Raw genomic sequence first — 12835 nt, 5'->3', positions numbered from 1 at the left:
TCAGGCTTCCCCAAACTCGGTGCGCGCCAGGCCGTTGTCGAGATTGATCGTGGTGCGCAGCCGCATGCGTTCGGGCGTCGGCGTCATGATCAGCACGGCGTCGATCTCGATCTTCAGCCCGACGCTCTTGTCGCCAAGCGTGATATTGACCGTCGTCGCGCTCTCTTTGAGGCGCGGCTCGAAGGTGGCGAGCACCGAACGGATCTCGCGCGCCAGCGCATCGCGGTCGAAATCCCGCGACGAGCGGCCGGAAAAGGAAGGCACGCCATAGTTGACCACGCTTCGCCGCACTTCCGGGAAATCGGCAAGCGAAGTCGGGCTGTCCACCACCTGTTCGCGCTCGAGATCGGAAAGCAGTGGCGTGGACTCGAAGCGCTCGGTGTTGAAGAGCGCCTCGATGTCACGCCGCACCGCTTCCCTCAGCACCCGCGCCGACACTACCACGCCGCGGCTTTCGATCTCCGCCCGGTGCTGGTTCTGGAAAACCATGCGGTGCAGACGCCGCTTCTGGTCGGGCGTCAGCTCCGCATCGTTGTCGATCGCCCGCGCGCTGCCGGCAAGCAGGGTGTCGAGGCGCTCGGCGCCAAGCTCGTCCTCCAGCACATGGCGCAGCCCGTCTATCTCGGAGGTCAGGCCCGGCAGGTCGTTGACGAGGCGGTCCCAGAGAGAAGGCTGGACCGCTTCGCGTTTCGCCCGCGAACTGCCGGGGGCCTGCTGCTTGCCCGCGCCGGGCCGCCGGCCCTCACTTGCCGACATAGACATCCATTTCGGCTTCGTCGTTGCCGTCATAGACGAACTTGATCTTCTTGTAGGCGAAGCTCACCTCTTCCTGGATCAGGTCCGCCTCGTCTTCGGCCTGCGTCATGTCGTATTCCATGATCGAGGCGTCGGTCAGCGTGACGACCAGATAGTCCTTGCTTTCGCCGTCGATTGTCCGGCGTGCGGAGAACTTCACCTCGTCCAGCGCCTTGTTCTCAAACAGCGCCTTCGCCAGATAGGGCGACGACTTGTCGTAATGCTTGGTGAACTTGATCATGCCCATCGACACGCGGCCGCGGCGCGACAGCGAATTCGGGTCATAGGGTGCGACCATCTTGTAGTCGACGCCGTGGATTTCGATCTCGTCATCATGACCGTCGCGGGTGCTCGGGCCTTTGATGTCAGGCACTTTCAGGAAACCATCGATCTTCATTGTGGGCATTGTCTTTCTCCACCGCTTTCAAACGAAACAGGACGACATTTGCTGCAATTCAGGTCTTCACGGACGGTAGTTCCGACACCAGCCGGAGTGAGGCGTTGATGCCTTCCAGCTGGTAGTGCGGGCGCAGATAGAAACGGGCATTGTAGTAGCCGGGCCGGCCTTCGACGCTGTCGACCTGGACCTCGGCCGCGGCAAGCGGACGCTTGGCGCGCGCCTTGTCGTCGGCGAAAGCCGGGTTGGCCAGCACGTACCGGTTGATCCATTCGGTCAACCAGATCTGCATGTCGGAGCGTTCCTTGAACGATCCGATCTTGTCGCGCGCAATCGCCTTGAGGTAGTGCGCGAAACGGGAAACCGGGAACAAATACGGCAGGTTGGCGCTGAGCCGCTCGTTCGACTGCGCGTCCGGATCGACCAAGCGACCGGCGCGCGTCTCGTCGTCCTGCAGCGAATGCGCGCCAATGAAGGCCGCCAGATCGGTGTTCTTGCGATGCAGGATCGGCATCAGGCCGAGCTTGGCGAGTTCCGCCTCGCGCCGGTCGTCGATGGCGACTTCCGTCGGGCATTTCATCGCGATCGATCCGTCGTCGGTCGGGAAGGCGTGCACCGGCAGATTGAGCACCGTGCCGCCGTTCTCGACGCCGCGGATCTGCGTGCCCCAGCCGTAGAGCTTGTGGCTGCGGTTGATGTTGACGCCCATCGGGAAGGCGGCGTTCATCCAGACATATTTGTTGTGGTCGCCATGCACCTCCTCCTCGAAGGTGAAGCCCTTCACCGGGACGGTCTCGGTGCCGTAGGGCAGCCGTGCCAGCACGCGCGGCATGGTGAGGCCGATATAGCGCGCGTCCTCGCTCTCGCGCAGTGACTGCCACGACGCATAGGCCGGATTGTTCACGATCATCTGCAGGTCCTGCGGGTTGGGCAGTTCCTGCCAGCTGTCCATGCGGAACAGGCGCGGCGAGGCGGCGGCGATGAAGGGCGTATGCGCGGAAGCGCAGATGCCCGAAATGTTGCGCAGCAGGCCGACGTCACGCGGGTGGTTGGAGAATTCGTAGGCGCCGATGATGCAGCCGATCGGCTCGCCGCCCAGCATCGAATACTCGTCCGTGTAGACTTTCTTGAAGATCGGGCTCTGGTCCCACATCTGGCCTTCATAGTCTTCGAGAGTGTCGGCCAGCTGCTCCTTGGAGATGTTCATCACCCGTATCTTGAGATGCTTCGCATCCGTCTCGGTGTTGTTGATCAGATACCAGAGGCCGCGCCAGGTGCCTTCCATCTCGCGCACTTCCGGCGCGTGCAGGATTTCGTTCACCTGCGTCGTCAGCATCTTGTCGATGCCGGCGATCAGCGACTTGATCGACTTGATCGCATTCGACGAGATGGTCGTGGTTTCGGAGCGGGACTGCGCCGCCAGCGCCAGATTGCGCACCAGCTGCTGCAGCTTCTCGCTGTCGTCCTTCTTGACCTTGAAGTCCTTTTCCAGGAGTCCGCTGAATTCGCCGAGGTCGATGGCTTCCGCTTCGGCGGTGGCGGCTGCGGTTTTTTGCTGTTCGGCCATGGCTTATTCCTCGCCCTTCTCGTCCGACATCGCCTGATCGGCGATCTTGCTCAGCAGCGGCTCGTTGTTGAGCAACTGCGCGATACGCTTTTCGGCGTCGACACGGCCGTCCATGAAGCCGAGAAGTTCCTCGAGCTGACGGCGCATCTTCAGGATCTCGGCCAGCTGCGGAACCTGCTCGGCGATCTTGTCGGGAGCGAAATCGCCGATCTTGGTGAAGGTGAGGTCGATCGCCAGTTCCTCGTCCCGCTCGGCGCCCTCGGCCTGCGGCAGTGTGTTCTTCACCCGCGCCTTCACGCGCGGCCCCATCGCTTCCATGAACTTGGGGAAGCGGTTGGCGTCGGTTTCGACAAAGCTGCGGTCGAGCACCGACTTCATCGCTTCCTTGGTCTGGGATGCGCCCGAAAGATCGGCCATGACGCCCATGACGAACGGCAACTCGATCGTCGTCGGACTGCCGTAGGTCTCAACGTCGTAGGCGATCTGCACGCGCGGCGCGCGGTTTCTCTCGATGACCTTGGCTTTGCTCTCTGCTGGCATTGTCGCTACCTTTCATCCTTCTGGGCCGGCTTCTTGGGATCGGGGACACCGGCAAGCAGCCGGAACTCCTTCAGCCCCGACGGGGCGAGATCTTCCATCAGTTCCACGAAATCCATGTGCACCATGCGGCGCACGCGGCGGGCGAGGTGCGGGATAGGGCTCGACGGCTCGGTGCGGTCATAGAAGGCGACGACCAGGTCCAGGCATTTGACGACATCGTCGCGCGAGGTGATCCGGTCGGGCAGCCCGGCACTCGGTTCGACATAGCTTGCCACACTGGCCATAGTATCGCCTCCATGACCGTTTCGGGCGGGCGTTGCCGGTTCCACCGGCTGCGGCGAGGCTTTTGCGACGCCGTTCGCAGCGGCGCCGGCGGTAGAATTGCGCTCCAGCGTCGTCAGCAAACGCTGCAGGAACTTTCTTAATTCCGGGACGGTGGGGCCGTTGCCGTCGATGTGGCGGTTGAGGGCGGTATCGACCGCTTCCAGGGCGGTGATCGCCGCGCGGGCATCGGCCAGCAGCGCCGTCATCACGTCCGCACCTTGTTCGACCTGCGCGATGCATCCGGTGCGCACCCGGTTCACCAACTGGCTGTGCGCGCTCACCAGCGCCGCCTTTTCCTTGTCGTTCAGCCCCGAGGCCGCTTCCAGAAGCATGACGCGCTCTTCCAGTGCGCCGTGTTCCAGGTCGCGGCCGCTGATCGGTCCGATCGCGCGCGGAGCAAAGAAAGTCATCTGCCGCAGGTCCTTGAGCAGGCCGTCCTGGCTGTTCTGCAGGTCGGTCAGCGCATTGATGCGGCGCAAGGCGGCGTCGCGTGGCGTGCCGGTACGCAGGGCCGGGTGCATCGTTTCCCAATGCTGATCGAATGTTTGCGCGATGAGGGTCAGCCCATTGACCAGCCCGGCCAGGCGGTCTTCGTTGGCCAGCGCGCGCGTGACGATGACCAGCAGGCGGAGATCGCGACCATGCCCGCGCAATTCCTCGGCCTTGGCCAGCACTGTGGACCAGTCGATCGGAACATCCACTTCCGATTTGCCGGTTCCTTGATACTCGACCTTTTTCTGCTGTTCGGTCAGGCGTTCCAACTCGTGGAATGCCGGGTCGTTGCGCAAGTCCGCACCCGACGGGTTCGCACCGTCTATAGGATTCAGCCAAAGTGCGAGATCAATCACACCTACCCCCAGCCAGCGGCCCTGAGATCCCTGCGTGACCTAACGTTATCACTGGCCTCACGCTACCACAATTGAGCACCTGCTCAACAACTAACGAATGCTGAACGCGCTCATGCTCTTCGCCGAAACCCATGGCGCGATTGGCGAACCCGGTATGTGAAATTCATCGCATAGCCCGGGCGCCAATCCGGTGTTTGTTGCACGCCTATGCAACAGCCGTGTGCCGGCCGGACCGTATCCGCGCGTCTAATCCGTCACACGCTTTGTCAAGCCGCCGCTTATATGGCAGGGTATCGGCAGGCAGATTTTGGGGGCAGGTTCGATGGAACAGCGCCGATCGTCGCAGAGCATCAAGCGCAAGGAACTGGTCGCCAAGCTCAATGCCACCTGTCAGCGTGCCTTCAAGGCCGCGGCCGACACGGCCAAGCTGCGCGGCAATCCTTATGTCGAACTCGTTCATTTCATTCAGCAGCTGGTATTGTCCGAGCGCTCGGACGTGCAGATGATCGTCGCTGACGCCGGCGTGGACGCGAGCCGGATAACAGCGGATATGACCCGCGCCATCGACAAGCTGCCTTACGGCGCCACCTCGGTGGAAGAGTTTTCCGACCATATCTTTCATGCCATCCAGGAAGGCTGGAATCTGGCCACGCTCGAATTCGGCGTGAAGGAGGTGCGCAGCGCCCATATCCTGCTTGCCTGCCTGAAGACGCCGGTGCTGGAAGGCCTGCTGTCCAAGATCAGCGGCGAGTTCGACAGGATCGATGCCGACGGCGTCATTTCCCGCTTCGCCGATGTCACCGAAGGCTCGCTCGAAGCCGGTGCCGGTGCCGGGGCCGCTGCTGCAACCGAGGCGCCGATGAAGCGCGGACCGGGCGGGGATTCGGCGCTGGCCAAATACGCCACCGACCTCACCCAGCGCGCCCGCGACGGCAAGATCGATCCGGTCGTCGGCCGCGATCCGGAGATCCGGCAGATCGTCGATATCCTGATGCGACGCCGGCAAAACAACCCGATCCTGACCGGCGAGGCGGGCGTCGGCAAGACCGCCGTGGTTGAAGGCTTTGCCTTGCGCATCGCGGAGGGCGACGTGCCGCCGACGCTGCGGAATGTCGGCGTTCGTATGCTCGATGTCGGCCTGATGCAGGCCGGCGCCAGCGTCAAGGGCGAATTCGAGAAGCGGCTGAAGGCGGTCATCGACGAGGTTCAGTCTTCGGAGACGCCGATCATCCTGTTCATCGACGAGGCGCACACGCTGATCGGCGCCGGCGGCGCCGCCGGAACCGGCGATGCGGCCAATCTCTTGAAGCCGGCGCTGGCGCGTGGCGAGCTGCGCACCATCGCCGCCACGACCTGGGCCGAATACAAGCAGCATATCGAGAAGGACCCGGCGCTGACCCGCCGCTTCCAGGTCGTCAAGATCGACGAGCCGTCGGAGGCGGTGGCCGTTCTGATGCTGCGCGGTGTCGCCGGCGTCTTGGAGCAGCACCACAAGGTGCAGATTCTGGATGAGGCGATCGAGGCCTCGGTTGCGCTGTCGCATCGCTACATCCCGGCCCGACAGTTGCCGGACAAGGCAGTCAGCCTTCTCGACACCGCCTGCGCCCGCGTCGCCGTTTCGCAGCATGCCACGCCGGCCGAGGTCGAGGACATTCTGCGCCGCCGCCAGGCGCTCGAGGTCGAGCGCGGCATCATCGGCCGCGAGGCGGCGATCGGCATCGAGGTAACCGACCGGCAGGCCAGGGTCGAAGCCGGGCTGGCGGAAACCGAGACGACGCTGGCCGCGGCGCAGGCGCGCTGGGATCGGGAAAAGGCGCTTGTGGCCGAAATCCTCGACCTGCGCGCCAGGCTGCGCGGCGAGGGCTTGCCGCTCGATCCGGTGGACGCCGACGAGGGCGCCGGTGAAATGGCAAGCGCGGAGACAGCTGGAGCCGAAGGGCCCCAGGCCAAAGCACCCGAACCCAAGCCGGTCGAGGCCAAGGCCATGAAATCGGCAAAAGCCAAGGCGTCCGATGCGGACGCAGCAGAGGCGGAAGCGCCCGCGGCCGGGGCGCCAGCCGACGCCTCGCCGGAATCCGCCGCCGATCTGGCGCGGCTGCGCGAGCTGATGGCCGAACTTGCCGAAGCGCAGGGCGAGACGCCGCTGATCCTGCCCTCCGTCGACCGCAATGCGGTGGCCGCCGTGGTGCAGGACTGGACCGGCATTCCGACGGGACGGATGCTGTCCAGCCAGACCGAGAAGGCGCTCAAGCTCGCCGCCACGCTGTCCGAGCGCGTCGTCGGCCAGGATCATGCCATGGAGATGATCGCCAGACGCGTGCAGACCAGCCGCGCCGGCCTTAGCGCGCCGGAAAAGCCGGTCGGCGTGTTCCTGCTCTGCGGCCCCTCCGGCGTCGGCAAGACCGAAACCGCGCTGGCGCTGGCCGAGACGCTTTATGGCGGCGAACAGAACCTGATTTCGATCAACATGTCCGAATTCCAGGAAGCGCACACGGTCTCGACGCTGAAGGGCGCTCCACCCGGCTATGTCGGCTACGGCAAGGGCGGCATCCTGACCGAGGCGGTGCGCAGAAAACCCTATTCGGTGATCCTGCTCGACGAGGTCGAAAAGGCGCATCCGGATGTGCACGAGATATTCTTCCAGGTCTTCGACAAGGGCATGATGGACGACAGCGAGGGCCGGCGCATCGACTTCAAGAATTCGCTGATCCTGCTGACCTCCAATGTCGGTTCCGAAGTCATCATGGAGCGCACCAGGAACGGCACCGTGCGGGCAGGGCTCGACGATCTGGACACTGCCTTGCGCGCGCCGCTGCTCAAGGTCTTCCCGGCCGCTTTCCTCGGCCGCGTCGTCACCATCCCTTATTATCCGCTGTCGGATTCGATGATCGAATCGATCACCCGCCACCAGTTCGCCAAGATCGCGCGACGGCTCAGGGCAACCAGCGATGCCGAGCTGGTGATCGGCGACGGCGTCATGGATATGATCAAGGCGCGCTGCACCGAGATCGAATCCGGCGGCCGCATGATCGACGCCATCCTCACCAACACGCTGCTGCCGGAGCTGAGCCGCGGCGTGCTCAACCGCTCGCTCGAGGGCCAGAAGATGACGAAGGTCACGGTCGGCGCCTCCCCGGAAGGGTTCACTTATTCCTTCGAATAGCGCGGACCGCATCAAGCTTGACGGCGCCGGGCAAAATCTCCGGCGTCATGTCACATCGGCGGATGGTCGCGCGTCATGAGGTCGGAACCAGAAAGGAAACCGACCATGACCGTCAGACTTGATCCCCTTGCCGCCGCCCCTTCGCTGATGAAGGAGTGGCATCGCGCGTCGCTGGCCATTGCCTCCAGCCTGGACCCGAGCCTCGCCGAACTCATCGAAATTCGCGCTTCCCAGATCAACGGCTGCGCCAACTGCATCAACATGCACACGACCTATGCCCGCGAACGGGGGGAAACCGAGCAGCGCATCTATCTGCTGTCGGCCTGGCGCGAGGCGCCGTGCTATACCGACCGCGAGCGCGCCGCCCTCGGCTGGACCGAGGCGCTGACGCGGATCTGCGAAGGCCATACGCATGAGGCCGCCTACGAAGCGCTAAAAGCGCACTTTTCCGAGGAGGAGCGGGTCAAGCTCACATTGATGATCAACATAATCAATGGCTGGAACCGCATAGCGGTCGGCTTCGGCGGCTTTGTCGATCCGGCCGCCGTCAGGGCCGGCAACAAGGCGGCGGCCGCTTGACCGCGGAGCCGACATCCGAGGACGCTGCGGCGGGTTTCGAAGCGCTGCGCCCGAAACTCATGCGGGTCGCCTACCGCATGCTGGGCTCCGTCGCCGACGCCGAGGATAGCGTGCAGGAGGCCTTCATCCGCTGGATGAGGGCCGACCGCGCCGCGGTGCGCGAACCGGAAGCGTTCCTGCGCCGCACCGTGACGCGGCTCTGTCTCGACCAGCTTAAATCGGCGCGCCGCCAGCGCGAGACCTATGTCGGCCCCTGGCTTCCCGAACCGGTCGTCGAAGACGACGAGGTGGACGATGTCAGCCTGCCGTTGATGATGGCGCTCGAACGCCTGTCGCCGCTCGAGCGGGCGGCCTTCCTGCTGCACGACGTGTTCGGGCTGCAATTCGAGGAGGTCGCGGCGGAGATCGAACGTGATGCGGCCGCCTGTCGGCAACTTGCCGCCCGCGCGCGCAGCCACGTCCGCGAAGCGCGGCCGCGCTTCAAGGTCGAGAAGAAGCGCGGGCTGGAACTCGCCGAAGCCTTTTTCAACGCCTCGCGCAGCGGCGACATGAAGGCGCTCGGGGCAATGCTGAGCGCCGATGTCAGCGCTCACGCCGATGGCGGCGGCAAGCGTCCGGCGGCAACAGAACCTGCTCTCGGGTTCGATGCCGTCATGAAACAATACGCGGTCGTAACCGCATGGCTTCAGGACAATCGCTCCGAGCTTGTCCGTTTTGGCTTCATCAACGGATTGCCCGGCTTCATCACGCTGGAGGCCGATGGCGAACTCCAGACCACCGCGCTCGACATCGAGGACGGCAAGATCGCGGCGATCTATGTGATGCGTAACCCCGACAAGCTGAGGCATCTGCATTAGCTGGACGAGCCTCTTGCCGGTCACTTTGCTGGGCCACTCGGGAACCTTTGTTCCGCTGGCGATTTTGGCTATATCCTGGAGATCCGATTGGCCGGAAGGGTGCTGCCGATGATGACAAAATATCTTGCGATTCCTGCTCTCGTTCTTGGCATCATCGTCGGCATGTCTGCCCCGGCCTTCGCTGGCGACCGGCATTACGAGCGTCGGGTCGAGCATGAGCGCTACGTCCCCGCCGAAGGCGACCTCATCGACATCCTGTTCGGCGGACCACGCTACTATGACGCCATGCTGGTCACCACGGCTGCGGGAGCCTGCTCCTACCATCGCACCGGGCCGGATGCGAACGCGTTGAACAAGATCAACGATCATCATTGCGGGAAATAGTCTCAAAGCATGGCCCGGAGCGGCTCGGCGGTTCCTGGAATCGTCCGGAACCGCTCCGGGAAGATGAACCCACTACGCCGCGGCCGCGACTGAATAATCCATCCGCTCAAGGTCGGCGATCAGCCCTGGGCCGGTCGGCTGCCAGCCAAGCTGCTCGCGTGTCCACTCGCTGGACGCCGGCATGTCGAGGCCGGCGAACATGGCAAGCCAACCGAAATGATCGGCAGCCTCTTCAGGCGACAAGGAGACCACCGGCACATTGAGGCCGGCGCCGATCGCTTGCGCAATCTCGCGGGTAGAGATGCCTTCCTCGGCGACTGCGTTGTATCGTACGCCTGCCTGCTGCTTATCCAATGCCAGGCGGTAGAGCCGGGCCACGTCCAGCACGTGAGCCGCCGGCCAGCGATTGCGGCCGTCGCCGACATAGGCTGAAACGCCCTTTGCCCGCGTCTGTGCGACCAGCGGCGTGATCAGCCCCTGCTTGACCGTGTCATGGACCTGCGGCAGCCGCACGACCGACACTTTGACACCGGCCTCCGCCATCGCCGCGCCGGTCAATTCAGACAGGACGCGTGGATTGGGGTGCTCGGTGTTGAACACATCCTCTTTCGCCGGCTGCCCGGGCTTGGCATTGCCCATGCCGGTCCCAGACGTGATGATCAGCAGCCGGTCCGAGCCGGCCAGCGCACTGCCCATCGCCTCGATCGCGCGTTTATCCTTCTCGCAATTCGCCGCGAAATTCGAGAAATTGTGATCGAAGGCGGTGTGGATCACCGCATCCGACCGCGCCGCGCCCTCGCGCAGGCTGTCGAGGTCTTCCAGGTCGCCGCGATACGGCTCGGCGCCGGCTGCCGAAAGGGATCGCGCGCCTGCGTCGGATCGCGTCAGCCCAAGCACCTGATGCCCCGCTGCAAGGAGCTCGGGGACGATTCTGGAACCGATGACACCGGTCGCGCCGGTGAGAAATACGCGCATGGAAGTGTCTCCTGTATTGTTTCGAAGATGCTTGTCGCGCGATGGCTCATCATGTTAAAGTAGTGACGTCATCATGGTATAAATGCCAACAGGATCGAAATGCCTGTCGAGCCGACGAACAAGCTGGGCAATTTTCTTCGCGATCGCCGCATGCGGCTCGACCCGGTTGCATTCGGCTTCGCCACAGGGCGGCGGCGCACGCAGGGCCTGCGCCGGGAAGAGGTGGCTCAGCGCGCCAATATCAGCCCGACCTGGTACACCTGGCTGGAGCAGGGGCGCGGCGGCGCGCCGTCGGCGGACGTCCTCAACCGCATCGCAACCGGGCTGATGCTGACCGAGCCGGAGCGCGAGCATTTGTTCATGCTTGGTTTGGGGCGTCCTCCGGAAGTCCGCTACAAAGTAGTGGACAGTGTCACACCCCGCCTGCAGCGTGTGCTGGACGCTTTGGAAGGCAGTCCGGCCATCATCAAGACCGCGACCTGGGACGTGGTTGCGTGGAACCGCGCCGCCACCGCGCTGCTGACCGATTATTCCAAGCTGCCGCGTGAGCAGCGCAACATCCTGCGCCTTATGTTCGGCAACCCGCGCGTGCGCGCCGCGCAGGACGACTGGGAGAGCGTCGCCCGCTTCGTGGTCGGGTCATTCAGGGCCGATGCCGCGAGGGCTGGCGCAGGGGCCGAAGTTACTGAACTCGTCGAAGAGCTGTCCCGGATCAGCCCCGAGTTCGAGGCGCTGTGGCGCGACAATGATCTCGTCGCCGGCCATGGTGAAGGCGTGAAACGTCTCCGGCATCCCGAAGTCGGGCTGATCGAGTTGGAATTCTCGGTCTTCGCGGTCGATGGCCGCCCCGAGCTCGGCATGGTCGTCTACAATCCCGCAACGCCGGCGGACGCCGAACGCATCCAGGCGCTGATGGCGTCCCGCTCCGGCTGATAGGGTGCATGTTTTTCGAATTGCAGCCGGCTGCGCATCCGAGACAGAGGTTGCAGGGTCAGGGAGGTATTCCATGAACGTCGATTCAAGATGGTCCCCGTCCGAAAAGAAGGTCGCCCGCAGGGCCTTCGATGCGGCGCTGGAGGCGGCGCTTGGCAAAACAATGACCGAATTCAAAAAGAAGGCCGGCGATGTGGCGACGCCTTCCGACATGTGGGACATCGAAGACTATCTGCGACAGCAGCGGCGAACGATCGATCAGATGTTCGACTATCGCTATTCACAACTTATCGTCGTCTTTGCCACTCTCATCCGGGAAGGATATCTGGACGAGAGCCAGCTTGCGGGTTTGTCCGAAGACAAGCGGGAGGAGATGCGCAGGTTCCTTGCTTGGCATGCCAGGGAATAGAGCCTCGGTAGTCATAACCTTCGTGTCGCCGCGCGTCTGAGCGCCTGCGGCGGCTGGCCGAAGCTTCCCAGGAAGAATACCCGCGCGCATAGTGAAGGTGCTTGAGGCGTTCACCTTTGCAGAACGTCGTTGCCGTGCTGCCTGACATGGTCGATGAAGGCGCGCAGCTTGGGCAACACCTGACGTTTTTCCGGATAGTATAGAAAAATCCCGGCTGAGGTCGCGGCGAAGGGCTTCAGCACCTCCTGCAGCCGCCCGTCGGCGACCGGCGCGCTGGCGAGCGGCGAGGGCACCTGCGCCAGTCCTGCCCCCTGGATCGCCGCGCCAAGCAGCGTGGGATAGTCATGCGCGATGAGCGGCCCTGAAACGATGGCCTCGACCGGCTTGTTGCCGTCGATGAAAGGCCAGGGCGCCACCGTCCCGTTTGAACGGCGCATGCGCAGGCAGGCATGGCCGCGCAGGTCCTCGATGCGCGCCGGGACGTTGCGCAGGCGAAGGTAATCGGGACTGCCGACGACGGCGAAGGGCAGCGGCGGCGTCAGCCGCACCGCGACCATGTCGGCGGCGACGAACTGGCCGGGCCGGATGCCGGCATCGAACCCTTCGGCGGCAAGATCGACGAGTTCTCCGCTCGCCACGATCTCCAGCTCGATTTCCGGATAGGCCTGGCAGAAGGATGCAACGAGCGGCTCCAGCAGGACCGGCATGACCGACGGCGGCACCGAGAGCCGCAGCAGTCCGGCCGGCCGCTGACCAAGGTCGCGCGCCACCTCGCTTGCCGCGACCAGTTCCTCGAAGGCCGGCCCGGCGCGCGACAGGAAGCGTTCGCCGGCTTCGGTCAGGCCGACGCTGCGTGTCGTGCGGATGAACAGCGCCGCGCCGATGCGCGCCTCCAGCGTCCGTATCGCCTGGCTGATCGCCGACGGAGTCACCCTGAGCTCGGCCGATGCCTTTCGGAAATTGCGATGCCTGGCGACGCTCAGGAAAGCCTCGACGCCGTCGAGCGCCCCCTGCCTGACTGTGAAGTTCTGCTTCATGGCGCATCGATATTATCGCGGATAGTC

13 protein-coding genes are annotated in these 12835 nt (G+C 64.1%); 6 read left to right on the top strand and 7 right to left on the bottom strand.

Features of this window, described 5'->3' with window-relative positions:
- From tssE to tssA, 5 genes are read right to left on the bottom strand one after another with little or no spacing between them, the layout of a single operon-like run.
- Positions 1 to 756, bottom strand: a complete 756-nt coding sequence (gene tssE / locus FJ974_RS25405) for a type VI secretion system baseplate subunit TssE (RefSeq protein ID WP_140533121.1) — start codon at positions 754 to 756, stop codon at positions 1 to 3.
- Positions 743 to 1192, bottom strand: coding sequence for an Hcp family type VI secretion system effector (locus tag FJ974_RS25400; RefSeq protein ID WP_181177116.1), 450 nt, complete (start codon positions 1190 to 1192; stop codon positions 743 to 745). Before FJ974_RS25400 ends, tssE begins: the two co-directional genes overlap by 14 nt.
- A 58-nt stretch (positions 1193 to 1250) precedes the next feature.
- Positions 1251 to 2759, bottom strand: coding sequence for a type VI secretion system contractile sheath large subunit (gene tssC, locus FJ974_RS25395; RefSeq protein ID WP_140533123.1), 1509 nt, complete (start codon positions 2757 to 2759; stop codon positions 1251 to 1253).
- A 3-nt stretch (positions 2760 to 2762) separates the two neighbouring features.
- Positions 2763 to 3299, bottom strand: a complete 537-nt coding sequence (gene tssB, locus FJ974_RS25390; protein ID WP_140533124.1) for a type VI secretion system contractile sheath small subunit — start codon at positions 3297 to 3299, stop codon at positions 2763 to 2765.
- A gap of 5 nt (positions 3300 to 3304) precedes the next feature.
- Positions 3305 to 4471 carry a type VI secretion system protein TssA gene (gene tssA / locus FJ974_RS25385; RefSeq protein ID WP_140533125.1) on the bottom strand — a complete coding sequence of 389 codons (1167 nt, stop codon included), beginning with the start codon at positions 4469 to 4471 and terminating at the stop codon, positions 3305 to 3307.
- 322 nt (positions 4472 to 4793) lie between these two features.
- On the opposite strand from tssA, the gene tssH reads away from it, so the two are divergent.
- The 4 genes from tssH to FJ974_RS25365 all read left to right on the top strand — a co-directional run bounded on the left by tssH (position 4794) and on the right by FJ974_RS25365 (position 9454).
- Complete coding sequence (tssH, locus tag FJ974_RS25380; RefSeq protein ID WP_140533126.1) at positions 4794 to 7634, top strand: type VI secretion system ATPase TssH; 2841 nt, start codon at positions 4794 to 4796, stop codon at positions 7632 to 7634.
- Between the two features lie 105 nt (positions 7635 to 7739).
- Positions 7740 to 8213, top strand: a complete 474-nt coding sequence (locus FJ974_RS25375; RefSeq protein WP_140533127.1) for a carboxymuconolactone decarboxylase family protein — start codon at positions 7740 to 7742, stop codon at positions 8211 to 8213.
- Positions 8214 to 8272: 59 nt separating this feature from the next.
- Positions 8273 to 9070: a sigma-70 family RNA polymerase sigma factor gene (locus FJ974_RS25370; RefSeq protein ID WP_264296826.1), complete on the top strand. Its 798-nt coding sequence runs from the start codon at positions 8273 to 8275 to the stop codon at positions 9068 to 9070.
- Between the two features lie 108 nt (positions 9071 to 9178).
- A complete protein-coding gene (locus FJ974_RS25365; protein ID WP_140533129.1) occupies positions 9179 to 9454 on the top strand; it encodes a hypothetical protein in 276 nt (91 codons plus the stop codon).
- A 72-nt stretch (positions 9455 to 9526) separates the two neighbouring features.
- Here FJ974_RS25365 and FJ974_RS25360 read toward each other — a convergent pair whose 3' ends face one another.
- Entirely contained in the window at positions 9527 to 10429 is a 903-nt protein-coding gene (locus tag FJ974_RS25360) for an SDR family oxidoreductase (RefSeq protein WP_140533130.1), read from the bottom strand.
- Positions 10430 to 10528: 99 nt separating this feature from the next.
- On the opposite strand from FJ974_RS25360, the gene FJ974_RS25355 reads away from it, so the two are divergent.
- On the top strand, positions 10529 to 11362 hold the full coding sequence (locus tag FJ974_RS25355) for a helix-turn-helix transcriptional regulator (RefSeq protein WP_140533131.1): 834 nt from the start codon (positions 10529 to 10531) through the stop codon (positions 11360 to 11362).
- Between the two features lie 73 nt (positions 11363 to 11435).
- Positions 11436 to 11771, top strand: coding sequence for a hypothetical protein (locus tag FJ974_RS25350; RefSeq protein WP_140533132.1), 336 nt, complete (start codon positions 11436 to 11438; stop codon positions 11769 to 11771).
- Between the two features lie 110 nt (positions 11772 to 11881).
- On the opposite strand, the gene FJ974_RS25345 is transcribed toward FJ974_RS25350, so the two are convergent.
- The gene (locus FJ974_RS25345; protein WP_140533133.1) at positions 11882 to 12808 is read right to left on the bottom strand and encodes a LysR substrate-binding domain-containing protein; all 927 of its coding nucleotides are present in this window, start codon (positions 12806 to 12808) and stop codon (positions 11882 to 11884) included.
- Positions 12809 to 12835: the final 27 nt, after the last annotated feature.

This window comes from Mesorhizobium sp. B1-1-8, assembly GCF_006442795.2.
Taxonomy (GTDB): Bacteria; Pseudomonadota; Alphaproteobacteria; order Rhizobiales; family Rhizobiaceae; genus Mesorhizobium.
This window is presented reverse-complemented; position numbering and strand designations above follow the sequence as displayed.